Origin of the sequence: Kribbella sp. NPDC048915, assembly GCF_040649595.1 — a bacterium.
Taxonomy (GTDB): Bacteria; Actinomycetota; Actinomycetes; order Propionibacteriales; family Kribbellaceae; genus Kribbella.
In genome coordinates this window covers 156,729-180,262 of the sequence record NZ_JBEZFT010000005.1, presented here as the reverse complement: position 1 = coordinate 180,262, position 23,534 = coordinate 156,729, and the positions used below count along the sequence as shown (strand labels likewise).

The 23,534-nt window shown below is 69.2% G+C and carries 17 protein-coding genes; 11 read left to right on the top strand and 6 right to left on the bottom strand.

Going from position 1 to position 23,534, the window contains the following annotated elements:
- Positions 1 to 480 precede the first annotated feature (480 nt).
- On the bottom strand, positions 481 to 1,728 hold the full coding sequence (locus AB0B82_RS05065; protein ID WP_360162630.1) for a polysaccharide biosynthesis protein: 1,248 nt from the start codon (positions 1,726 to 1,728) through the stop codon (positions 481 to 483).
- A 155-nt stretch (positions 1,729 to 1,883) separates the two neighbouring features.
- On the opposite strand from AB0B82_RS05065, the gene AB0B82_RS05060 reads away from it, so the two are divergent.
- The gene (locus tag AB0B82_RS05060; RefSeq protein ID WP_360162628.1) at positions 1,884 to 4,571 is read left to right on the top strand and encodes an alpha-(1->3)-arabinofuranosyltransferase family protein; all 2,688 of its coding nucleotides are present in this window, start codon (positions 1,884 to 1,886) and stop codon (positions 4,569 to 4,571) included.
- Here AB0B82_RS05060 and AB0B82_RS05055 read toward each other — a convergent pair.
- From AB0B82_RS05055 to AB0B82_RS05045, 3 genes are read right to left on the bottom strand one after another with little or no spacing between them, the layout of a single operon-like run.
- A complete protein-coding gene (locus AB0B82_RS05055) occupies positions 4,472 to 5,527 on the bottom strand; it encodes an acyltransferase (protein ID WP_360162626.1) in 1,056 nt (351 codons plus the stop codon). The genes AB0B82_RS05060 and AB0B82_RS05055 overlap by 100 nt on opposite strands.
- Positions 5,524 to 6,354 (bottom strand): class I SAM-dependent methyltransferase, encoded by an 831-nt coding sequence (locus AB0B82_RS05050; RefSeq protein ID WP_360162624.1) that lies wholly within the window; start codon positions 6,352 to 6,354, stop codon positions 5,524 to 5,526. Before AB0B82_RS05050 ends, AB0B82_RS05055 begins: the two co-directional genes overlap by 4 nt.
- A gap of 60 nt (positions 6,355 to 6,414) precedes the next feature.
- A complete protein-coding gene (locus AB0B82_RS05045; protein WP_360162622.1) occupies positions 6,415 to 7,167 on the bottom strand; it encodes a TipAS antibiotic-recognition domain-containing protein in 753 nt (250 codons plus the stop codon).
- A 107-nt stretch (positions 7,168 to 7,274) separates the two neighbouring features.
- Between AB0B82_RS05045 and AB0B82_RS05040 the strand changes: the two genes are divergently transcribed.
- Positions 7,275 to 8,147 (top strand): phosphotransferase, encoded by an 873-nt coding sequence (locus tag AB0B82_RS05040; protein WP_360162620.1) that lies wholly within the window; start codon positions 7,275 to 7,277, stop codon positions 8,145 to 8,147.
- A gap of 258 nt (positions 8,148 to 8,405) precedes the next feature.
- Positions 8,406 to 9,884, top strand: coding sequence for a 30S ribosomal protein S1 (rpsA, locus tag AB0B82_RS05035; RefSeq protein ID WP_360162618.1), 1,479 nt, complete (start codon positions 8,406 to 8,408; stop codon positions 9,882 to 9,884).
- A 78-nt stretch (positions 9,885 to 9,962) separates the two neighbouring features.
- Here rpsA and AB0B82_RS05030 read toward each other — a convergent pair whose 3' ends face one another.
- Entirely contained in the window at positions 9,963 to 12,716 is a 2,754-nt protein-coding gene (locus AB0B82_RS05030; RefSeq protein WP_360162616.1) for a BTAD domain-containing putative transcriptional regulator, read from the bottom strand.
- A gap of 84 nt (positions 12,717 to 12,800) precedes the next feature.
- Here AB0B82_RS05030 and coaE point away from each other — a divergent pair, with 84 nt between their 5' ends.
- From coaE to uvrB, 6 genes are all read left to right on the top strand, one after another.
- Positions 12,801 to 13,403: a dephospho-CoA kinase gene (coaE, locus tag AB0B82_RS05025; RefSeq protein ID WP_360162614.1), complete on the top strand. Its 603-nt coding sequence runs from the start codon at positions 12,801 to 12,803 to the stop codon at positions 13,401 to 13,403.
- A gap of 267 nt (positions 13,404 to 13,670) precedes the next feature.
- Complete coding sequence (locus AB0B82_RS05020) at positions 13,671 to 14,807, top strand: zinc ribbon domain-containing protein (protein ID WP_360162612.1); 1,137 nt, start codon at positions 13,671 to 13,673, stop codon at positions 14,805 to 14,807.
- Positions 14,804 to 15,886 carry a PT domain-containing protein gene (locus AB0B82_RS05015; protein ID WP_360162610.1) on the top strand — a complete coding sequence of 361 codons (1,083 nt, stop codon included), beginning with the start codon at positions 14,804 to 14,806 and terminating at the stop codon, positions 15,884 to 15,886. The genes AB0B82_RS05020 and AB0B82_RS05015 overlap by 4 nt, the downstream gene beginning before the upstream one ends.
- Positions 15,883 to 16,809 carry a hypothetical protein gene (locus AB0B82_RS05010; protein WP_360162608.1) on the top strand — a complete coding sequence of 309 codons (927 nt, stop codon included), beginning with the start codon at positions 15,883 to 15,885 and terminating at the stop codon, positions 16,807 to 16,809. Before AB0B82_RS05015 ends, AB0B82_RS05010 begins: the two co-directional genes overlap by 4 nt.
- Before the next feature lie 49 nt (positions 16,810 to 16,858).
- Entirely contained in the window at positions 16,859 to 17,614 is a 756-nt protein-coding gene (locus AB0B82_RS05005) for a hypothetical protein (RefSeq protein WP_360162606.1), read from the top strand.
- Between the two features lie 91 nt (positions 17,615 to 17,705).
- On the top strand, positions 17,706 to 19,808 hold the full coding sequence (gene uvrB / locus AB0B82_RS05000) for an excinuclease ABC subunit UvrB (RefSeq protein WP_360162604.1): 2,103 nt from the start codon (positions 17,706 to 17,708) through the stop codon (positions 19,806 to 19,808).
- Between the two features lie 911 nt (positions 19,809 to 20,719).
- Here the strand turns inward: uvrB and AB0B82_RS04995 are convergent.
- Complete coding sequence (locus AB0B82_RS04995; protein WP_360162602.1) at positions 20,720 to 21,646, bottom strand: nitrilase-related carbon-nitrogen hydrolase; 927 nt, start codon at positions 21,644 to 21,646, stop codon at positions 20,720 to 20,722.
- A 128-nt stretch (positions 21,647 to 21,774) separates the two neighbouring features.
- On the opposite strand from AB0B82_RS04995, the gene AB0B82_RS04990 reads away from it, so the two are divergent.
- Together AB0B82_RS04990 and AB0B82_RS04985 are read left to right on the top strand one after the other, a co-directional pair.
- Complete coding sequence (locus AB0B82_RS04990) at positions 21,775 to 22,383, top strand: MmcQ/YjbR family DNA-binding protein (RefSeq protein WP_360162600.1); 609 nt, start codon at positions 21,775 to 21,777, stop codon at positions 22,381 to 22,383.
- 50 nt (positions 22,384 to 22,433) lie between these two features.
- A complete protein-coding gene (locus tag AB0B82_RS04985; RefSeq protein WP_360162598.1) occupies positions 22,434 to 23,510 on the top strand; it encodes a TerC family protein in 1,077 nt (358 codons plus the stop codon).
- Positions 23,511 to 23,534: the final 24 nt, after the last annotated feature.

The following is a 23,534-nucleotide window of genomic DNA, read 5'->3' as shown; positions in this document are numbered from 1 at the left end:
GGACGACCGCGCGTGGGTTCCCGCGCGGTGGGTTTACCCATCGTGTTGTGGGTTCCTGACCCGTGTGAAGGGTACGGAACCCACAACACCGTGGGTGAACCCACCGTGTGGCGGAACCCGCGACGTGCGCGGATATCGGCTCGTGCGAGATTGGCTGCGCCGGTCGTCGTGCGGGCTGAAGACGGAGGCTTGGACAGGGTGTGGTGGGTGTGGACTGGCTATTGCTTGTGCGAGGTCGCGGGCGGCTGTGCGAGGTGCCGGGACGGGGTGCAAGGTCCCGGGCGGAGGTGCGAGGTCCCGGGACGGGGTGTGCACGCTCCCGGCTGGGTGTGCACGGTCCCGGTAGGGGCTCAAGGGGCCTCGGCCTCGGCGACGCGCGCGGTCGTGTAGCGCGGGCACCGGCTCGGTCACTCAGACCACCCGCACATCGGTCACAAAAGCCGGATATCCGCCGGCGTGAGAGGTCGCGCCACCCACCGGTTAGTCGGTTGTGCTGGTGCCGGGGTCGGTCGCCTGGCGGTGGAGTCCTGTGGCGAGGCCGGCCGACACCAGGAGGGCACAGCCGCTGGTCATGGCGGCGAGCACCTGTACGCCGTGCAGGCCGGTCGCGGCGCCGGTGCCGAGGACGATTCCGGCGGCCGCCGCCAGCACCACCAGGCCGGCCCAGATCGCGAGCGCGGCGCGTTTCTCCTGCTGCGCGATCGCGGCGTACACGATCAGCTGCAGGACGGCGTACGCCGATCCGGCGACCGCGAACAGCCAGGTGTACGGCCCGAGCTCGGCGTACTTCGCACTGCCGCCGACGACCTCGACGACGAGACCGGGCAGGATCAGCGTGCCGGCGACCGCACACGCGCCGAGGCCGGCGACCGCGAAGATCGCGCGGCGCAGCCGGACGGTGTCGCCGGGGGAGTTGGCCAGCGACGGGAACACCAGCACGATCACGAACTGCGGCAGGAACAGACAGGCTTTGGCGACGATCAGACCGGCCGCGTAGTAGCCGCTGTACTTCTCGTCGAGCAGGGCGCGCGCGAACAGCACGTCGGCGTTGGCGAGCGCGAAGAACGCCAGCAGCGTGTGCGTGCCGTGCACGGTCTCCCGCAGTACTTCACCGACCTCCTTGCGGCCCGCACCGTGCGATCCGCGGAGGAAGAACTGGCCGAGCGCGGCCGGTACGGCGGCACCCAGGGCAAGCCCGGCCATGGCCCAATCGAGCGACGGGTGCACGAGCAGCGCGCCACCGCCGAGCACCAGTCGGCCGAGGCCCGCGGAGGCGTACACCGCGGCCAGTTCGGTCCAGCGCTGACTGCCCTGCAGGATGCCGAGCTGCGAACCCATCAGGGTCAGTCCGCCGAGCGTCGGGGCCAGCAGGACGATCGCGATGATCGAATCGATGTGCAGCAACCACATGAACAACGGCGTCAGCACCAGGCACAGCACGGACAGCGCCAGCGCGGACCGGCGGCCCGCGCGGAGCATCGCGTCGGCGAGGGTCGCGGCGCCGTCACCGGTGTGGGTGGCGATCTGCCGCGCACCGGTGGCCTGCAGCCCGAGCGACGCCACGTTGCCGATCAGCAGCAGGCCGAGCAGCGCGGTGATCGCACCGAACTGTTCGGGCATCAGCCGGCGCGACCCGATCAGCGTGAACCCGTACGCCGCCACGTTCATGATCGCCATCGCGACCGCGACCGCGGTCGCGCTGCGCAGGAAGCTGCGTCGCGGCGGCACTGTTTCCGCCTCTGGTTGTGGCTGGGGTTGTGGTTGTGGCTGGGCCGCCGGGGTGGTGCCAGAAGTCATGCTGCCCTCATCTGTGAGATTTGCCGGACCTCACGGTACGGCAACGATGCCGTTTCCGAGCCGCCGGATCCGTTAATGTCCCGCCGGTGAGGAGGCTGAAAGCAGGCAGTCCGGAGCAGGTCGTCTGGCGGGCACGACTCGTCCTCGGCTGCCTTGCTCTGATCGCTGTGTGCTTCCAGCATGCCCCCGGTCTGATCGTCCCCGACAGACGGCTCGAGCTGACAGCCGGACCTGAGGGCTTCCTGTCGCGAGCGTTGCACCTGTGGGATCCGCACAGTGGATTCGGCCAACTACAGACCGATGCGTACGGCTACCTGTTCCCGCTGGGCCCGTTCCACTGGTTGCTGACCACGCTGTCCGTACCTGAGTGGGTCACGCAGCGCCTGTGGTGGTCGCTGGTCCTCTGCGTGGCGTTCCTCGGTCTCTGGAAGCTCTCCAACGTGCTGCAGTACGGCGTCCCGTGGACGCGGCTCGCAGTCGCGATGCTGTACGCGCTCGCTCCCTTCGCGTTCGAAGAACTGCCCGTTGAGGCATGGGCGATGGCCCTGGCGCCCTGGGTACTGCTCCCACTGGTCTCGCCACGCGCCCGCTCGGGCTGGTCCCGGGCCAGCTGGTCGGCGGTTGCGTTCGCGCTGATCGGCGGTGCCGACCCGGTGGCGAGTGCCGCTGTGCTCGCTGTACCGGCGATCTGGCTTGTCGTCCGCCTGCGGGTCCGGCTGGCTGCCGTCTGGTTCGGTCTGGTCATTGCGGCGGCTCTGTGGTGGCTGATCCCGCTGCTGATGGTCCTCCGGTACGGCGGTACGCCGCCGACGCCACGGTGGATCCCGATCGCGGGCATCGTGGTCGGCGTACCGCTCGCGCTCGCCGCGGCGCACTACCTCCGGCGCCTCACGAACCTGTCCGTGGGTCGAGGCGTCCACCGCCGCGTGGTCCCGGTGGTGGCCACGTGCCTTGCGGTGGCCGCCGCGCTGCCGGTGCTGATCATCCGCCCGGACGGTGCGTTCGCGGCGATCCCGGCGCACTGGAAGGACGCGGCTCACTGGCTCGACGGGCAGACAGCCGCAGGCAGTGTTCTGGTTGTCTCCAGCTCGACGGAACCGCTCGCCGCACTGACCGGACGCCCGGTGGCTCCGCTGACCAACGACCTGCGGCGGCGGTTCGACTCCGCGGTTGGTGAACCGTCGCTGCGCCAGGACCTGACGCGCGACGGGGTTCGCTACGTCGTGGTGCGCAACGACCTGGTCGAGGACACGCCGGCCGCGGCGATCCACGAGAGCCTGGCCGACGCAGGCATCGGCAGGGTCGTGTATTTCGGTCCGGCCGGAGTGACTCGGCTGCCGTACCCGGTCGTGGAGATCTACGACGTCGGAGCGACCACGCCGGGGCGGCTGATTCCACGGTCCCGGCTCGTCGCGGTCGACGGTACCGCTGACGACGTACCCGCTGTTGTCACCGCGCTGGGTGGGGCAGGCGCTGCGGTGCTGAGCGGAGACGCCAAGGACGGACTGGAGGGCCTGCCGCTGATCTCGACCGGCGGCGAGCAGGCGGCGCGCCAGCCGAGCGCCGTCGTACTGCGGAACGCGCAGGTCGGCCGATCCGCGTGCCTGCACGTCGGGACACAGTCGTTGTGCGGTCGGGACCAGGAGAAGCGGTCCACCGAGCCCAGCGGTCTGTCGCGCAGCGTACAGCTTCCGCAGGCTGCGACGTACCACCTGCGGGGAACGGCGTTGCCGCAGGACGGGGAGGCGCTCGAGCGGTTGGTGTCGGTGCCAGGTGCGATCACCGCCTCCGCCTCGTCGCGGGCGGTCTCAGCACCGGAGGGCCGGCCGAACGCCGCGGTCGACCGTGACAACGGCACCGGCTGGCTCGCGGCGCCGGACGACCCGTCGCCGAGCCTGACCTTGACGTTGCCCGCGGCAAGAGACGTGCAGGGGTTGCGCTTCCGGGCGCATCCGCTGCTGAACGGTTCACGTCCCGCGGCGGTCGCGCTGAGCTTCGACGCCGGTGCCCCGGTGAAGGCCACGGTGGACGCCGACGGCTTCGTCCGGTTCGGGCGTCGGCACGCGCGGACCATCACGATCGGCTTCACCGCGACCAAGCCGTTGCAGGACGCCCGGACCAGTTCGGTCGGCGTGTCCGAGGTGGAGGTGCTCGGCGCGGACGAGCTCCGCAAGGCGGTCGACCCGCAGCGGCGCGTACCGGCGTACTGCGGGAACGGGCCGACCGTGCGGATCGACGACGTGCCGCTGCGCACTCAGATCGCGGCAACGCTGCAGGACCTGCTCCGCCGGCGTCCGGTGGCGTTCAGCCTGTGCGGACAGGGGTCGACCGTGCCGTTGCGGTCCGGTCTGCATCGCGTCGACGTGCAGGCGAACGGCGGCGTCGTGCCGGTCGAGACCACGTTGGTCAAGGCCGGGTTCGGTGATGTGTCCGTGTCGCCGGTGCAGGGTGTGGACGTGTGGCGTCCGAGCGCGGCCGAGCTGACCGCCGAGGTGCCGACCACGGACGGGCCGTCCGTGCTGGCCGTCGCACAGAACTACAACGACGGCTGGACGGCGTACGACGGCAGCGGCCACAAACTCACACCGGTCCGCATCGGTGGCTGGCAACAGGGCTGGGTACTGCCCGCGGGCCCGGAGCAGGTCGTCACAGCCCGCTTCGCCCCGGACCGGACCTACCGCGCCGGACTGCTGCTCGGACTCGTCACGATGCTCGGCGTGGTGGTCGTGGCGCTCTTCTTCCCGCGGCGCATGATCGGGCGCTCCACGAGGTAGTAGCTGGCAGCTGCGAGCGCTGCGGTCGCTACCAGCGTTACGGGCAGCTGTACGGCGAACGGTCCGGTGATGAGTCCTAGTACGACGAACTGGTACGCGACGACGCCGTACGAGAGACGTGCGGCCAGCCGCGCCTGGCGACTGCCCAGAACGCGGATCGTCCTGGCTGACGGGCTCAGAACCGGGAACAGCGCGCAGGCGACGATCGCTGTGTACATGAGGTTCTTGAGCAACGCCTGGGCCGGCGTGGGCATCGAGTTGTCGTACGGACCGGCCAGCGGCGTCGCACTGATCAGGAGCAGCGCTGCGGCGATTCCCCAAAGTGTGGCGGGGACGCTGGTCAGTATGTCGAGTGTCGATGCGCCGAGGCGACCAGTGGCGCGGGCGACCTGCCAGAGCGCCATGCCCATGCCGACGGCGAACCAGCCGAGGTACCCAGGCAGCCAGAGCGCCGCTTCCGGGTGACCGGTCGCGGTGACGACGGCCATCCACACCGGTCCGAGGACGGTGAGGGCGAGCAGTACGAACAGACGCCACCGCACGCTGCGGCGGGTGGGGCGCTCGTACCCGGTCAGCAGCCGCCCCAGGCCGGGGATGAGGACGAAGAACACGAGTGGCGTGCAGAGCGCCCAGCGGAGATAGACGGTCGCCGGCTCGGGGACGAGGAGCATCGACAGCACCACAGCGAGCAGGAGCACCGGGAGGATGCGGAGTGCGCGGCCGCGCAGGTACGGGAGCGTGAGCGGCGGCAGTGTGCCGGAGAACCACGCGAGGACGTGCGGGCGGTAGAGCAGGAAGCCGGAGATGGCGCAGAAGATCGCCCAGCCGATATCGAGGCGCGACACCACACCGGCGAGCGGGGCCTGGCTGTGCAGTCCGACCTGCGACACGACCACCGCGAGGGCGGCGATCACCCGCAGACCGTCCAGGGCGGGGAAACGGGTCCTGCGCGTCATGCGGGCTGTCCTTCGTGCGCGGTCGTTTGGTGGCGCGCGGCTTCGTGGGCTGTCCAGATGGCGGTGCCGGGGACGAGGGCGCCGCGTTCAGGGCCCCAGCCGCCCCAGACCAGCTGGTGACCGGCCGGCCATTCGGGTTCGAGGAGGTCGTCGACGACGAATCCGGCACCCGTCAGTTCGCGGATCCAGTCGCCGGTCGTGCGGTGGTGCTCGGCGTAGACCGGTGTACCGGCGGCGTCGACCTCGACGTACGGCGTGCGGTCGAAGTACGAGTGCGTGATCCGCAGGCCGGCCGCGGTCGGGTCGTCCGGCATGGTCCAGCGGAACGGATGCGTCACCGAGAAGACGAGCAGCCCGCCCGGTGTCAGCACCCGGGCGATCTCGCGGAACGCCGTACCGACGTCGGCGACGAACGGCAGCGCACCGAAGGCGGAGCAGACGATATCGAACACACCGTCGCGGTAGGGGAGTGCGACGGCGTCGGCAGCCACCGTGCGAACCGCCGTACCGGTGCGGGCGTCGAGCTGCTTGCCGATCCGCAGTTGCTCGATCGAGATGTCGAAGGCAACGACATCGGCGCCCTGTCCGACCAGCCAGCGCGAACACTGCGCCGCGCCGCAGCCGACCTCCAGGATCCGCTTGCCGCGCACCGGACCGAGCAGCTGCGCCGACTCCTCATCGACACCCTCCGGGCACCAGATGAACCGGTCGTCGCCCAGGAAGTCACCGTGCTCGGCCAGGTACTCCGCGGCCGCCGAGTCCCAGTAGGTCCGGCTGGCGCGTGACGTCTGAGCTTCCGTCAGCTCGATCCTTCGCGGCTCGACCACCGCAACACCCTAGAGGACCCCGGAGTCTGCAGCCCCCGAAGTCCACCCAGTTGTCGCGGATCAGTCCTCGAGGTTGGCGTCGGCGTAGACGGTCATCGCGTCCCGCAGGTACTCGACCAGCGTGTCGTCGCCGTTGCCGAGGTTCTGCCGGAACCGCTCGTCGTCGACGTACATCTGCCCGAGTCCCTTGTAGGCCGCGCGCGTCGGCACCCAGAACAGGCTGGTGACCTCGTAGTGCAGCTGGATCAGCTCCTGCACGCTCAGGTCGGTCACGGCGACCCCCTTCGCCTTCAGCGCGGCCAGCCCCTCGTGGACTCGCGGATACCCGGTCCGGGCCTTCTCCGCGTCTGCGTCGGACCAGCCGCGCATCCGCTCGTAGCTCGCGTCCACCGCTTCGTCGCCCCAGCGCTCACGCGCTTCGGCCTCGTACGGGTTGTGCTCGAATCCCTCGAACACCTTGTCCGGTGACATCTCTCCTCCTTTCTTCAGGTTGTCGATGGTGGCGTCGACGGTCCGGACCAGCCCGGCCAGCCGCAGCTGCTCCTTGACCAGCCACTCCTTGTGCCTGGTCAGCACCTCGATCGTGTCCTGGCCGTCGCGATGGGCGAGCACGTCGGCCACCGCGTCCAGACTCAGACCGAGATCCCGGAGCAGGAGGATCTGCTGCAGCCGCAGCAGTTGCTCCTCCTCGTAGTACCGCCGGCCGTTGGGCGCGACCCGCGCCGGGACCAGCAGCCCGATGGAGTGGTAGTGCCGCAGCGTCCGCGAGGTAACGCCGGACGACCGGGCCACCTCGGCGATCGACCACGCCATCGCCGTGCTCCTTCCGCTGTTCGTTCCGTCGACGTTCTCGACGGTAGAGGTTGCCGTTACGTCAACTTCAAGCCGAATTGTCGAACCGATGCGGCAGGATGCGGGGCATGACCGATTTCGTGGCCGGCGCGGTTCCGCTGACCGGTGGGTACGGCGGCCAGACCTTCGCGGTGAGCGCCGGCGGTGAGGACGCGGTCATCAAGTTCTACTTGAAGGATCCGGAGCGGGCTGCCGTCGACGCCGCGCTGCTGGAGCTGGTCCGTGGGCTGCTGCCCGTGCCGCGTGTACTGGATCTCAAGCGCGAGGGCTCGTTCGAGGAGCCGCCGTACCTGTTGACCGAGCGGCTGCCCGGTATCAATCTCCAGGTGTTCCTCGAGTCCGCGACCGAGGAGCAACGGCGGTCCGTCGGCACGCAGTTGGGCGACCTGCTTGCCCGGTTGAGCGGGATGCCGTACCTGAAGAGCGGGATGTTCCGCGACGCCGACCTGACGATCGAGCCGTGCGACCTCGGCGATCTGGCCGACTACGTAGCCGCGCGGGACCTGGAGCTGGGCCCGGGGTTCGCCGCCGTGGTCGACGAGGCCGAGGACCTGCTGGCCGGTGGCGTCGACCGGGTCTGCCTCGTCCACAGCGACTTCAACCCGAAGAACCTGCTGGTCGACCCGGACACGGCGCGGATCACCGGCCTGATCGACTGGGAGTTCGCGCACAGCGGGTCGCCGTACGCCGACCTCGGCAACTTGCTGCGCTTCTCGACGGACGCCGTCCTGGCGGCGGCGGTTCTGGAGCCGCTGCGGGGGATGGGCCTGGGCGACCGGCTGGTCGATCGCGGTCGGGCCGCCGACCTCTGGGCGCTGCTCGACCTCGCCGAACGCGCCGACCAGAACGAGGTCGCCGCGGCCGCCCACCGGCTGGTCTCCCGGATGGCGGACACCGGCACGCTGGCGGCGGGCCGGCCGGACCTGGACGTCGTACATTGAGAACAGTGGCACGTCGGGCGACCTCGGCGGGCGGCCGGCCCGAAGCACGGCCGGGTGCCCCAGGTTGTGCTGCCTTCGTCAAGACCGGTATTCTGTGAGATGCGCTATGGGCCCGCGCGACCTCGGACGGAGCAGGCTCGTGCTCGCAGCAGTCGGTGGTGAATCTGTCGTCGTCAGGCAATCCCCGCGGTTTGGTGCGATCCAAGGGACCATCGGCGCCACGGCACGACACCACCAGTCCACGGAGCAACCCACCACATGACGGCCAGCATCGAGGCTCCCCTCGACCCCGCAGTGCGCAACACCCCGCAGGTAGCGGTCAATGACATCGGGTCGGAGGAAGACTTCCTCGCGGCGATCGATCAGACCATCAAGTACTTCAACGACGGCGACATCGTCGAGGGCACCATCGTCAAGGTCGACCGGGACGAGGTCCTGCTCGACATCGGTTACAAGACCGAAGGCGTGATTCCCTCCCGCGAGCTGTCGATCAAGCACGACGTCGACCCGAACGAGGTCGTCAACGTCGGCGATCACGTCGAGGCCCTGGTTCTCCAGAAGGAGGACAAGGAAGGCCGCCTGATCCTCTCGAAGAAGCGTGCCCAGTACGAGAAGGCCTGGGGCACGATCGAGAAGATCAAGGAAGAGGACGGCGTCGTCACCGGTACCGTCATCGAGGTCGTCAAGGGTGGTCTCATCCTGGACATCGGCCTGCGCGGCTTCCTGCCCGCGTCGCTCGTCGAGATGCGCCGGGTCCGCGACCTCCAGCCGTACGTCGGCCAGGAGATCGAGGCCAAGATCATCGAGCTGGACAAGAACCGCAACAACGTGGTCCTGTCCCGCCGGGCGTGGCTGGAGCAGACGCAGTCCGAGGTGCGGATGAACTTCCTCACCCAGCTGCAGAAGGGCCAGATCCGCAAGGGTGTCGTCTCCTCGATCGTCAACTTCGGTGCGTTCGTGGACCTCGGCGGCGTCGACGGTCTGGTGCACGTGTCGGAGCTGTCCTGGAAGCACATCGACCACCCGACCGAGGTCGTCGAGGTCGGCCAGGAGGTCACCGTCGAGGTGCTGGACGTCGACATGGACCGCGAGCGCGTCTCGCTGTCGCTGAAGGCGACCCAGGAAGACCCGTGGCAGCAGTTCGCCCGGACCCACCAGATGGGCCAGATCGTGCCCGGCAAGGTCACCAAGCTGGTTCCGTTCGGTGCGTTCGTCCGCGTGGAGGAGGGCATCGAGGGTCTGGTGCACATCTCCGAGCTGGCCGAGCGGCACGTCGAGATCCCGGAGCAGGTCGTCCAGGTCAACGACGACGTCCTGGTCAAGATCATCGACATCGATCTGGAGCGGCGCCGGATCTCGCTGTCGCTCAAGCAGGCCAACGAGGGTGTCGACCCGGTCTCGGACGACTTCGACCCGACGCTCTACGGCATGACGGCGACGTACGACGACCAGGGCAACTACATCTACCCGGAGGGCTTCGACCCGGAGACGGGCGAGTGGCTCGAGGGCTTCGAGAAGCAGCGTGAGGAGTGGGAGCGGCAGTACGCCGAGGCCCACGCGCGCTGGGAGGCCCACAAGAAGCAGATCGAGGAGTCCCGCTCCGCGGACGTCGAGGCCGGCGAGGCGTCGTCGTACTCCTCGGCCGCTGCCCCGAAGGACGACGCGCCCGTCGAGGGTGCGCTCGCTTCCGACGAGGCCCTGCAGGCGCTCCGCGAGAAGCTGACCGGCCAGGGCTGATCACCCTGACCCGGTAGCCATCCGGTAGTACTCCGAGGCCCCCGCACCCAGTTCAGGGTGCGGGGGCCTCGCTTGTCCTCAGTCTGTGAGCAGCCTCTGCAGCGTCCCTGGGTTGACGCGCTCCGAGCCCGGCATTCCGGTCTGCTCGAGGATGTCGAGCGCCTGTCGCCAGCGCGTGCGGGCGGTCGCGACGTCGCCGCGGGCCTGCAATGCCTGGCCGAGGTTGGTCAGGGCGCAGACCTCCGACCAGCGGTCGTCCAGGTCCCGGCTGAGTTCCAGTGCTTCACCGGCGATCCTGGTCGCCGCGTCGTGGTCGCCGCACCCCGCCAGCGCGACGGCGAGCGTGTTGAGGTCGAACGCCTCCGCCCGCCGCTCACCGGTGACCCGGATCAGCGAGAGCGCTGCGCGGGCCGCCTCGACGGCTTCGGGGTAGCGCTCGGCCAGCAGGTACGCATCGGCAAGGTTCGAGTGGTTCCGAGCGATCTCGACCGTGTCGTCCAGGCGGCCCAGCACCTCGATGGCCGCCCGGTGGTGGCGGACGGCCGCCTCGATGTCGCCCCAGCGCCGGTGCAGGCGGCCCAGGTCCGTCAGCGCCGAGCCGCGGCCGCGGTCGTCGCCGAGCAACTCGAACATCCGCAGGGCCTCGTCCAGGTGTTTGCAGGCCCGGTCGAGGTCGTGCCGGAACAGGTACGCGCGCCCGACGGCGTGGGTCGTCACTGCCTCGGCGCCGTCGTGCCCGGTACGGCGCGCCGCGTCCAGCGCGAGGCACTGGATCTCGAACAGCTCATCGAGGGCGCGCACGTACATGAAGTACGGCCAGAGCGCATGTCCGAGCCGGTACGCCGCCCTGTCGTGCCCGTGTGCCACAGCGGACCGCATCGCGGCCACCAGGGCCTGTCGCTCCGCACCGAACCAGTCGACCGCCTCCCGCGCACTGGGGAACGACAGTGGCTCCACGCCGGCGGCCGGTTCTCCGAAATCGAGCAGTGGCTGCGACTTCTCCAGGGCCACCTTGCCCGCGAGCGCTGTGTGCGCGTACCAGTCCAGCAGGCGCGTCCGGGCCGCAGCGCGTTCAGTGTCGTCCTCCACCTCCTGGACGAGCCGGGCGGCGTACTCGGCCAGCAGATCGTGCAGCTGGTACCGCTGCCCGGGCTGCTCGAGCAGATGCGCACCCACTAGCTGTCCGAGCGCGTGGCCGGCTTGACTCGGTGGTGCCGCGAGCAGTGCTCCGACGGCCTCCTGGCTCACGTCCGGCCCGGCATGCAGTCCGAGCAGCCGGAACGCGCGGGCCGGTTGCGCGTCGAGGACGTCGTACGACCAGCTGAAGACAGCGCGCAGCGCTCCGTCCTCGTCCTCGCCGACGTCCAGCAACGCGAGCCTGTCCGGGTGGCGTGCCAGCTCGACCGACAGCGCGCGTACGTCGGCTGCCGGCTCCCGGGTGAGACGCTCCGCGGCGATGGCCAGCGCGAGCGGCAGCTGACCGCACAGCCGCGTCAGCTCGGTCAACGCGATGGTGTCCTGCCGCCCGCTGAGTGAATGGGAGAGGTACGCCGTCGCGTCGTCGAGGCTGAAGGGCTCGACCGGCACCCGCTGCGCGCCTTCCCGGGCGGCGAGCGACCGGAGCTGGCTGCGACTCGTGACCAGCACCAGGCCGCCCGCCCCCGGCATCAGTGGACGTACCTGCTCGGCGTCGCGGGCGTTGTCGAGCACGATCAGCACCTCGCGGCAGGCGAGGAGGCTGCGGAACAGAGCAGTTCGCGCCTGCCGACCCTGGGGGATCTGCGCGCCGGACACACCGAGGCCGCGCAGCAGCAGGTCCAGCGCGGTGTCGGGCACCAACGGCCTGTCCGGCCCGTAGCCTTGCAGGTTCAGGTACAGCTGGCCGCCGGGGAAGCGGTCCGCCCTCCGTTGCGCCCAGTAGAGGGCCACGGCCGTCTTGCCGACGCCGCCTGGTCCGTGCAACGCGATGATCGTCGGTGTGCCGGACTGGGACGCCGTACTGAGCCGGTCGAGCTCCTTCAGCGTGGCCGCGCGTCCGGTGAACCGGGCCGGAGCTGGAGGGAGCTGCCGAGGGACGACGCCGGGCTGGGCGGGTGCCGCGGGCTGCGGCTGGGTCGCCCTGAGTAACTCGGCGTGCAGTGCACGCAGCTGCGCATCCGGGTCGGCTCCCAGCCCGTCGGCCAGCCGAGCCCGCAGCTGCTCGTAGAGCGTCAGGGCCTCCGCCGGGCGGCCGCACCTGTTCAGTACCGTCAGCAGGCGCAGCCACAGCGACTCCCGGAGCGGGTGGGCCGCTGCGAGTGCACGTAGCTCCGGCAGCGCATCGTCGTACCGACCCGCGGCCAGGTCCAAGTCGGTCCGGCGTTCCACCGCGGAAAGGTACGTCTCGACCAGCGCGGGTGCTTGGAAGTGCTCGAGCCACTCGGAGTCCACGCCGCCGAACGGCTCACCGCGCCAGAGGGCGAGCGCACTACTGAGCCGGTCCCGCTGGGCGGTGGGGTCGTCAAGGTTCGTGGCGGTGTCGATGAGCTGCCGGAACCGGAGGACGTCCACCCGATCGGGGGCGATCCGCAAGGCGTAACTGCTGCTGATGTAGTCGACGGCCGCGTCCGGGCCGAGCAGCCGGCGGAGGCGGAACACCAGCGACTGCACACTCGGCCGGAGGTTGTCCGGCGGATCGTCACCCCAGATCCGGCGGCCGATGGTCTCCACCGGGACGGGATCCGGCGCGGCCAGCGCGAGCACGGCCAGCAGGCTGCGAAGGCGACCACTCAGCCCGGAGACGGGCGCGCCGTCCCTGCTCACGTCGACCGGGCCCAGCAACCGGATCTCCACGCAGTGCTCCCTTTGTCGCCTGCCTCTCATTGTCCGATCCAGTGGGCTCACCGGCCTGTCCGAGCCACTCGGTAGGCTGCTCCGGTGCTGAGAGTGGGACTGACCGGTGGAATCGGGGCCGGCAAGAGCGCGGTGTCGTCGCGGCTGGCCGCGCGCGGCGCCGTCGTGATCGACTCCGACGTCCTCGCCCGCGAAGTGGTCGCTCGGGGGACCGAGGGTCTCGCGGAAGTCGTCGCGGCGTTCGGATCCGACGTACTGACCGCCGACGGCGAGCTGGACCGCCCGGCGCTCGGGAAGATCGTGTTCGGCGACGAGGCGGCCCGGCGGAAGCTGGAGTCGATCATCCACCCGCGGGTCCGGGCCCGAGCCGCCGAGATCGAGGCCGCTGCGGCGGCGGACGCGATCGTGGTGCACGACATCCCGCTGCTGGTCGAGACCGGTCAGGCGGGCGGGTTCGACGTCGTGCTCGTAGTCGACGTACCGGTTGAGGTGCAGGTGGAGCGGCTCACCACCCAGCGCGGCATGCCTGACGAGGAAGCGAAACGGCGGATCGCCAGCCAGGCGTCGCGGGACGACCGGCTGGCGGTCGCGGACGTTGTCGTCGGCAACGCCGGTACGCTCGCGGACCTGGATCGCCGCGTGGACGAGGTGTGGTCCGAGCTCGAGCAGCGGGCCCGCGCACGGTGATGTCCAGCCCGGCGCACCCGGTCGTGAGCGCCAGGAAGGGCACGGTCCGGACACGAAAAGGTGACCCCTGCGCGGGAAATGATGCTTCCGGGACCGGCTGTACAAGAATCTGTCCCGGTTCGGCCCGGGTAGGTTCGGGGCCGGCCACCGACGGGCGCGCCCCGCGCCGGTCCGGACGTCCGAGGTAGGGAGGATGGCGTGGTTTGTCCGCGCTGCAGCTCTGACGTCCCCGAGGTGTCGCACTTCTGCCACCACTGTGGCAACGACGTGCGAACCGGGGATGCCGAGCGCAAGAAGGCGTACGCCGCCAGGCCGGATGAGCCGGTGGCGTCGTTCAAATTGGTCTCGACGATCATGCCGCAGGGATCCGGCAAGCAGCCGTACACCTACAAGGTGGCGCTCGGCATCGCTCTGCTGCTGACCGTGGTCACGGCCGCGCTCGGCGCGCTGCCGGTGGCGATCATGATCGCGGCTTTCGCCATCCCGATCGTCTACATCATCTACCTGTACGACGTGAACCTCTGGGAGGACGAGCCGATCCCGGTGGTCGCCGCGGCCTTCGTGCTGACCGGTGTCCTGGCGGCCGTCTTCACCTGGCTGTGGAAGGACCAGATCGGGCTCACGCTGGACACGATCGGCGCCAACAGCGCCGGGCCGTCGCTGCGCGACCTGCTGATCCTCCTGCTGCTGGTGCCGGTGGTGTCGGAGCTGATCCGTCAGATCGGCCCGCTCTACCTCGCCTCGCGGCCACGGTACGACGACCTCATGGACGGCTTCACCTTCGGTGTGGTCGCCGGTGTCGGGTACGCCTGCTTCGAGACCCTGGTGCTGCACTGGGGCTGGATCAGCGGCGGTTTCGCCGGCCCGGGCAGCAGCGCCGGTACCTGGATCTCGATCGTGCTGCTACACGGCTTCATCAAGCCGCTCGTGTACGGTTCGGCGACCGGTCTGGCCGGTGCGGAGTTCTCCGGCCTCGGCGAGGGGTACGACGGGTTCACGCCGCGCTGGGCGGCCGCGCTGCTGCAGGCGATGGTGGTGAACGCGCTGTTCCACGGCGGTGTCTACCTGCTCGGTTTCGTCGGCGGTCAGGGCTCGACGATCGGCGCCGTCCTCGGCGTGCTCTGGGGCCTGGTGCTGCTCGGCGCGCTGATCATCCGGGTCCGCACCGTGCTGCACAAGGGTCTGCTCGAGGCGGCGCTGGAGTCGGCCGCCCGCGGCGGATCGAACCACGCGTCGGGCGACCTGGCGTTCTGCTCGCGCTGTGAGATGCCGCTGCTGCCGCACTCGGACTTCTGTTCGGCCTGCGGTACGTCGGTGCGGTCCGTACCGAAGTCCGCGCGTGGAGTCGCAGCACCGATCGGCGCCAGTGGGCACGAAGCGACGACTGGGGAGACGCAGGCATGAGCAACCAGCAGCCGCCCTACGGCGGCGGACAGCAGCCCTGGGGTGGCCAGCCGGGTCAGCCGGGTCAGCCGGGTCAGCCGGGTCAGCAGCCCGGGTACGGACAGCAGCCCGGTCAGCCCGGTCAGCCCGGTCAGCCCGGTCAGCAGCCGGGGTACGGCCAGCAGGCGCCGTACCAGCAGCCGCCTCAGCAGGGCTACCCCGGTCAGCAGCCGGGTCAGCCGGGTCAGCAGCCGGGTCAGGCGCCGTACCAGCAGCCGCCGCAGGGCTATCCGGGCCAGCAGTACGGCGGTCCGCCGCAGCAGGGGTACCCGGGCCAGCCGCAGTACGGCGGCGGTCAGCCGGGGTACCAGCACAGCCAGCCGCCGCGGAAGGGTGGCGGTGGCAACAAGACGCTGCTGATCGCCGGTGGTGCGTTCGCGCTGGTGGCCGTCATCGGTGTAGTGCTGGCGCTCATCTTCAACGGCGGCGACGAGACGGCCGGGCCCGACCCGACACCGACCACGTCGGAGCCGACCAACGAGCCCACCACGGAGCCGACGAACGAGCCCACCACCGAGCCGACGGGCGAGCCGACCAGCGAGCCGACGAAGGAACCGACCAAGGAGCCGTCGAACGGCGACGAGGGCATCGCGGTCGCCGAAGGCGTCTACGTCAAGCCGGCGCCGGGTTACATCCGCAAGAGCGTCGACGGCTTCAGCGGCGTGTACCTGCTCAAGCAGGGCGAGGCGTACTTCATGGTGAACGCCTGGAAGGCGGGCGCCGGCGAGAACACCGGGAGCATCCTGCCGAAGCTGCTCGCCGCGGAGACCAAGTCACTGTCGTCGGTGCAGAAGAACGCCCCGAAGGCCGCCCGGCCGGGGGCCAACGACAACACCCCGATCAAGGTCGTCACCACACAGACCTTCCAGGGCGTCGCGAGCACCCAGAGCGGCAGCCTGCCGGTGATCGGATTCGTCGGCGTGGTCGAGCGCAACGACGGCGTGATCACGATCATTCGCGTGTACGGCCGCAAGGACAAGCTGTCCTCGATCGACACCGACTCGACGGCCATGCTGCGGTCGGTGGTCAAGAGTCAGTGAGCGGGAAGCGTGACAAGGGTTCCGGCAACCCTTGGGTGAACGAGCCGGCGCCGGAGGTGCCCGACGAGCAGGAGCAGCAGCTCCCGCCGTCGCCGTGGGACCTCCCGGTGCCGCCCCCGCCGTCGCCGTGGGGCGACGCCGGGGCGCCCGGAGCGGGTCCGGGACCGGGGGAGCACTCCGGTCCCGGAGCCGGTGCTGGACCTGGTGCTGGTCCGGCGACGCACTCGTCGTCGGCGTGGGGCGACAAGGTCGGTCCGCCGTCCTTGCGCCGTCCGCCGCCGCCGAAGAAGCGGTTCTCGGTGCCGCCGCTGCTGATCCCAATCGGTGCCGGCCTGCTCGTGGTCGCGCTGGTCGCGGTCGTGCTCGTCGCGCTGTCAGGGGGTGCCGACAAGGCCGGCCAGGAGCCGTCGCCGACTCCGCCGCCCACCACGCCGACGGGCACGCAGTCGTCGTACCAGCCCCCGGCGAACGCCCTTCCGGTCGGCTTCGGCGTCTCGCTCGTCCCGGTCCCGGGGTGGGTCGTGGTCACCAAGGAGACGGCCGGCAAGCAGGTCGCGACGTACCCGCCGAACGACGCCGAGAACGCGCGCGCGTTCTTCTGGGTCCGGCAGAAGCAGAACGTGACCGCGAATGCGTACCTGCTCGGCATCGTCGAAGGTGAGACCGAGCACGACGTCGCGCAGCTGGGCAACGTACGGAACCTGCCGTGCCCGAAGGACGTCTTGGTGGAGTGCGTCGCGATCGACTACACCTCCACCGTCAAGATGGGCGGCGAGGACGTCCAGGTGAAGGGTTCCGTCGAGGTGTACCGGCGCAAGGACAACGTGGTCACGGCGCTGGACTTCCGGACCCGGGCCGACTTCGCCGTGAAGGCGGAGGCGGACGCCGCGACGATGAAGAAGTCCGTGATCGACAGCCTGTGACGGATCCGCAGCCCGTGCCGGATCCGCAGAACTACCGCGAGGAACAACCATGAGTCAGCAGTACGGACCGCCGCCCGGCCCGCCGCCGGCCCCTGCTCCGGGCGGCTGGGGTCCCGGGCCCGCGCGGCCGACCCGTCCGGCGAAGCAGAGCAAGACGCCGTGGATCATCATGTCCGGCGCGATCGTGGCGGTGCTGCTGGTCGCGTTCGGCGTCGTGCTGCTGGTGAACGGCGGCGACGACGAGCAGCCGCCGGTTGCGGAGCCGTCCTCCGGGATCGGCCGGACGATGTACACCCCGTCGCCGACGCCCACCCCGGACGACTCCAAGGGCCCGAACGACGTCGGCGTCGAGGTCGGCTGGGGGATCTGGTTCACGCCGTCCAAGGGCTGGCTGCCGGACTGGGACAAGTCCAAGTCCGGAAAGAACTACATCCTGCAGCAGTTCAGCGCGCGCGGCCTGATCGACGGGTACTACTGGGTCCGGCAGACCGAGCTGTTCGACGCGAAGGGGTTCGCCGAGCACCTGGTCGACGTCGAGTCCAACGGCATGGAGGGGGTCCGGATCAGCAAGGGCACCGAGTGCAAGCCGAACAACCCGAACATCAAGGCGTGCTACGCGGTCACGTACACCGGGATGTGGGTCGCGAAGAACGGCAAGAAGATCCCGTTCCAGGGCTTCGTCACCGCGTACCAGGACAAGTTCGACCGGGTCACCGCCAGCGACGCGGGCCTCGAGACCCGGGTGTACGCGCGCCGGGTGAACGAGCTCGTGTACATGAACAACACCCTGATCAAGAGCTTCTGAGCCGCGCTGCCGAGGGTGCGGCCAGGGCCTGATCCCGGCCCTGACCTGCGGTTTTTAGAAACTGTCGGCGGGCGGTCGTACGGTGGAGGGCATGAGACAGGTGTCTGAACTCCAGCGGATGGTCGCCCCGCTGAAGGTGGTGTCGGATTTCGAGCCGGCGGGTGACCAGCCCGAGGCGATCGACGATCTGGAGCGGCGCATCAACGCCGGCGAGCAGGACGTCGTCCTGCTCGGTGCCACCGGTACCGGTAAGACCGCCACCATCGCCTGGCTGGCCGAGCGGGTGCAGCGCCCGATGCTGATCCTGCAGCCGAACAAGACCCTCGCCGCCCAGTTCGCGAACGAGTTGCGCCACTTCTTCCCGGACAACGCCGTCGAGTACTTCGTCTCGTACTACGACTACTACCAGCCCGAGGCGTATGTCCCGCAGACCGACACCTACATCGAGAAGGACTCCTCGATCAACGAGGAGGTCGAGCGGCTGCGGCACTCCGCGACCTGGTCGCTGCTGACCCGCCGGGACGTGATCGTGGTCGCGACCGTGTCCTGCATCTACGGACTGGGCTCCGCCGACGAGTACCTGAACCGCATGATCCACGTGAAGGTCGGCACCGAGATGGACCGCGACGGGCTGCTCCGCAAGCTCGTCGGCGTGCAGTACGCGCGCAACGACCTGGCCGGCACCCGCGGTACGTTCCGGGTCCGCGGCGACACGCTCGAGGTGTTCCCGGTCTACCAGGAACTCGCCGTCCGGGTGGAGTTCTTCGGTGACGAGATCGAGCGCGTGATGACGCTGCACCCGATCACCGGCGAGGTGCTGAGCGAGGAGGACGAGGTCTACATCGGCGCCGCCACGCACTACGTGACCGCGCCGGAGAAGATGGAGCGGGCGATCGCCTCGATCGAGGCCGAGCTCGAGGAGCGGCTGGCCGAGCTGGAGCGCAACGGGCAGTTGCTCGAGGCGCAACGGTTGCGGATGCGCACGACGTACGACATCGAGATGATGCGCCAGATCGGCACCTGCTCCGGTATCGAGAACTACTCGCGGCACACCGACGGTCGCGAGCCCGGCTCCGCGCCGCACTGTCTGCTGGACTACTTCCCCGAGGACTTCCTGCTGGTCATCGACGAGTCGCACGTGACCGTCCCGCAGATCGGCGGGATGTACGAGGGCGACATGTCCCGCAAGCGGACCCTGGTCGAGCACGGCTTCCGGCTGCCGTCGGCGATGGACAACCGGCCGCTGCGCTGGGAGGAGTTCCTGGAGCGGATCGGGCAGACCGTCTACCTGTCCGCGACCCCGGGACAGTACGAGCAGGACAAGTCCGACGGGTTCGTCGAGCAGATCATCCGGCCGACCGGTCTGGTCGACCCCGAGGTGATCGTGAAGCCGACCAAGGGCCAGATCGACGACCTGATCCACGAGATCCGGCTCCGGGTCGAGCGCGACGAGCGGGTCCTGGTCACCACCCTGACCAAGAAGATGTCCGAGGACCTCACCGACTATCTGCTCGAGATGGGTATCCGGACCAGGTATCTGCACAGCGAGGTCGACACGCTCCGCCGGGTCGAGCTGCTGCGCGAGCTGCGGATGGGGGAGTACGATGTCCTCGTCGGCATCAACCTGCTCCGCGAGGGCCTCGACCTGCCGGAGGTGTCGCTGGTCGCGATCCTGGACGCCGACAAGGAAGGCTTCCTGCGGTCCGGACGGTCGCTGATCCAGACCATCGGCCGTGCCGCGCGTAACGTGTCCGGTCAGGTGTTCATGTACGCCGACAAGATCACGCCGTCGATGGAGCAGGCCATCGACGAGACCAACCGGCGCCGCGCGAAGCAGATCGCGTACAACACCGAGCACGGCGTCGACCCGCAGCCGCTGCGCAAGCGGATCGCCGACATCACCGACATGCTGGCCCGCGAGGACGCGGACACCGCCGAGCTGCTCGGCTCCGGCCGCACCCAGTCCCGTGGCAAGGCCCCGGTCCCCGGTGGCGGCAAGAAGGCCGGCGAGAAGGCGAAGGAACTGGCCGGCGGCCTCCCGTCCTCCGACCTCGCCGACCTGATCCAGCAGCTCACCGACCAGATGCACAACGCTGCCGCCGAACTCCAGTTCGAAGTCGCCGCCCGCTACCGAGACGAAATCTCCGAACTCAAGAAGGAACTCCGCCAAATGACCAACGCCGGCGCCAAGTAGCCCCATCCACCCGGCTGTTCGCGCCCCCACACCACCAGGTCACCTTCCACAGACACGGTCGACCTCCCCCAAACCAAGGCGACCTCCCACAGGCAATGCCCTGTGCAAGGTCACCCCCGCCTGCGCAAGGTCACCGCCGCGGGTGCGAAGTCACCGTTGTCTGCGCAAGGTCACCGCCGCGTGTGCAAGGTCATCGTTGTCCGTGCAAGGTCACCTTTCACACCGCGGGTCGCCCCTCCACACCACCTGGTCACCTTCCACCGGCGCGGTCGACCTGCACCAGGCCGAGGTGACCTTCCACAGGCAATGCCCTGTGCAGGGTCAACCCCGCCTGTGCAAGCTCACCGGCGCGGGTGCGAAGTCACCGTTGTCTGCGCAAGGTCACCGCCGCGTGTGCAAGGTCACCGCCGCGTGTGCAAGGTCACCGCCGCGTGTGCAAGGTCACCGCTGTCCGTGCAAGGTCACCTTTCACACCGCGGGTCGCCCCTCCACACCACCTGGTCACCTTCCACAGACACGGTCGACCTGCACCAGGCCGAGGTGACCTTCCACAGGCAATGCCCTGTGCAAGGTCACCCCCGCCGGTGCAAGGTCACCGCCGCGTGTGCGAAGTCACCGTTGTCTGCGCAAGGTCACCGCCGCGTGTGCAAGGTCACCGCCGCGGCCGCGGCGGCGCGCGCCCTGACCTTCCTGCGCCACGTCGGCGGGCTGGCGTGTCCTGAGCTCCTGCACTGCACAGGCCGGACGTCCATCACTCAGTAACTGCCCGATTGCGCCGGTTGGCCGGGTCGGCTGAGCGTGGAGCCGGCGTGGACGGCCCGCTTGGTGAGTGACGCAGGTCCGCTCCCGCGTGCACAGGCCGGTGAGCGTGGCGGCGTTCGCGGGCGGAACTGGCGCCCGGCGGTCGTGTGTCAGGGGTGGCGGGTGACGGTCTGGCGGGGAGACTCGTCGACCGTGAGTGTGAAGATGTCGGGGCGGGCGTAGTGGCCGACGGAGTCGAAGTCGAAGTAGCCGCGGTCCAGGTCGTCAAGGTCGAGTTCCGCGAGCAGGATGCCCTCGGTTCCGCGCAGAGGTCCGGCGAGGATTTCACCTAGGGGCGAGATGATCGTGCTCCCGCCGTTGATCAACACCTTCCCGCCGCTCGTCTCCGGGTCGCCGGCTGCGTCGGCTGCGTCGGCTGTCGTGAAGTACTGGTTGGCGCTGATGACGAAGCAGCGGCCTTCGAGGGCGATGTGGCGCATGGTGGACTGCCACTGGTCGCGGTCGTCGACGGTGGGAGCGCACCAGAGCTGAACGCCCTTGGCGTACATCGTCTGGCGGAAGAGGGGCATGTAGTTCTCCCAGCAGATCGCGGCGCCCAAGACCCCGAAGTTCGTTCGTACGGCGGGCATCGTGGAGCCGTCACCTTGACCCCAGAGGTACCGCTCGGCGGCGGTCGGCATGAGCTTGCGGTGGCGTGCGATCAGTCCGTCGAGGGGGTCGAGGAAGACGGCAGTGCAATACAGGGTGCCACCGTCGCGTTCGATGACGCCTGCGACCAGGTGTACGTCGAGTTCGGCGGCGAGTGTGGCCAGACGCGCGATCTCTGGTCCGTTCAGTTCGACGGCGGCGGCTCGGTAGCGGCGGAAGAGTTCGCGGCCCTCGGGTGAGCGCGAGCCGACGGTGATGCCGAAGTCGAAGCCCTTCGGATAGCCCCCGAGGAACGCCTCCGGAAGCACCACCAGCCGCGCCCCACTCGAGGCCGCCTCCCGGATCAAGCGCTCTGCCTTCTCCAACGTCGCCGGCGTGTCGAACAGGACGGACCCGGCCTGAACAGCAGCCACCATCACAGAACCCATGCCGAGCAGCGTAATTCGCCCGACCGCGCCGACACCCGGACCACGGCAGGTCGCGGGAAAGCACGGCGGGTGGGAGACACTGGGTGAGATGGGGGTGGGTTGCCCGGGGTGGGATTAGGGTCGTCGGTATGGCGCGGTTGAGTGCGGACGATTTGCTCGAGTACTGCCTGGGCAAGCCGGGGGCTTGGCAGGACGAGCCTTGGGACGGGGACGTGGTGGCCAAGGTGGGGGCGAAGATCTTCGCGTTTCTCGGCAGCGACGCGGTGGGGCTGAAGTGCGGTGCCAATCGGGAAGAGGCCGACGAGCTCGTCGAGACGTATCCCGACGACGTCAGCAAGATGGCGTACATCGGTCGGGCCGGCTGGAACACGGTGCGGCTCCAGGGGGCGATGCCGGACGACGAGATTCTGGAGCTCGTCGACGCCTCCTACGACACCATCGTCGCCAAACTTCCCAAGCGCGACCGCCCCCACCACAACAGGCTGACAGCCGACCGAAGCAGCAATCATCGGACGCCAATAGATTACGGAGTGCAACTATTCCCTGGGCATAGTGTGACGATGCCGACATGCGGGACGCGGCGGGTGGGATTTGGTGTCTTGGGTGCGCAGCCGCCACAATGGATCCGGAGAAGGGGAGTATTCCTTTCGCGGCGGCATCGTCATCACGGTCAAGGTTCGTCCCCGACCCGGTGCCTCCGGCGTCACACGCAGTACGGCGGGCATCCCGCAGCGTGACGCGGAAGAGACCTTCGGAGTCATTTTTCGTCTGACCTCCGGAGGACTCTGTGCACGTTGCTGACTATGTCTGGTACATCACCGTCGGGGTGCTGCTGGCTTTGCTGGCGTTCGACGTCTTCATCATCGGCCGCCGGCCGCACGAGCCAACGACGAAGGAATCGGCGACCGCGATCGCGTTCTACGTCGGCCTGGCGGTGATCTTCGGCCTCGGCGTGTGGGTGTTCTCCGGCGGGCAGTACGCCGGGGAGTTCTTCGCCGGCTGGCTCACCGAGTACAGCCTGAGCGTCGACAACCTGTTCATCTTCTTGATCATCATGGCCAGGTTCGGCGTCCCGAGGAAGTACCAGCAAACCGCCCTGCTGATCGGCATCATCCTCGCGCTGGTGTTCCGCGGCGTCTTCATCGCCGTCGGCGCCGCCGCGATCAACCAGTTCTCGTGGATCTTTTACCTGTTCGGCGCGTTCCTGGTGTACACCGCGATCCACCTGGCCCGGGAGGGCGAGAACGACGACGACGACTTCAAGGAGAACGCGGTCATCCGGTTCGCGAAGCGCCGGCTGAACGCGACCGACGAGTACAACGGCGTCAAGCTGACCGTGAAGAAGAACGGCAAGCGCTTCGTCACGCCGATGATGATCGTGATCATCGCGCTCGGGACCACCGACCTGCTGTTCGCGCTCGACTCGATCCCCGCGATCTACGGCCTGACCCAGGAGCCGTTCCTGGTCTTCACCGCGAACGTGTTCGCGCTGATGGGTCTGCGGCAGCTGTACTTCCTGCTCGGCGACCTGCTGCGTCGCCTGGTGTACCTGTCGATCGGGCTGTCCGTGGTGCTTGCGTTCATCGGCGTGAAGCTGGTGCTGCACGCGATGCACGTCAACGAGTTGCCGTTCATCAACGGCGGTCACCACATCGAGTGGGCGCCGGAGATCCCGATCTGGTTCTCGCTCGGGTTCATCATCATCACGCTCGGCATCACGACGGTCCTCAGCCTGCGCAAGTCCCGCACGCTGAAGGCGGAGGAGCCGGCGCAGGCGGTCGAGGACGGCCTGGAGCGTCCTCAGGACGCCGTCCGCGACGAGCAGACCGAAGACGCGGCACCCCCGGTGCACCGCAACTCCTGACCCGCCCAGCACGACCCGCCCAGC

Excerpts from the sequence above, each read along its gene's own strand:
- AB0B82_RS04990 (WP_360162600.1), top strand. The coding sequence starts at position 21,775 with ATGGCGCGGTTGAGTGCGGACGATTTGCTCGAGTACTGCCTGGGCAAG.
- AB0B82_RS05055 (WP_360162626.1), bottom strand. The coding sequence starts at position 5,527 with ATGACGCGCAGGACCCGTTTCCCCGCCCTGGACGGTCTGCGGGTGATC.
- AB0B82_RS04995 (WP_360162602.1), bottom strand. The coding sequence starts at position 21,646 with ATGGGTTCTGTGATGGTGGCTGCTGTTCAGGCCGGGTCCGTCCTGTTC.
- rpsA (WP_360162618.1), top strand. The coding sequence starts at position 8,406 with ATGACGGCCAGCATCGAGGCTCCCCTCGACCCCGCAGTGCGCAACACC.
- AB0B82_RS05045 (WP_360162622.1), bottom strand. The coding sequence starts at position 7,167 with ATGGCGTGGTCGATCGCCGAGGTGGCCCGGTCGTCCGGCGTTACCTCG.
- AB0B82_RS05040 (WP_360162620.1), top strand. The coding sequence starts at position 7,275 with ATGACCGATTTCGTGGCCGGCGCGGTTCCGCTGACCGGTGGGTACGGC.
- AB0B82_RS05015 (WP_360162610.1), top strand. The coding sequence starts at position 14,804 with ATGAGCAACCAGCAGCCGCCCTACGGCGGCGGACAGCAGCCCTGGGGT.
- uvrB (WP_360162604.1), top strand. The coding sequence starts at position 17,706 with ATGAGACAGGTGTCTGAACTCCAGCGGATGGTCGCCCCGCTGAAGGTG.
- AB0B82_RS05005 (WP_360162606.1), top strand. The coding sequence starts at position 16,859 with ATGAGTCAGCAGTACGGACCGCCGCCCGGCCCGCCGCCGGCCCCTGCT.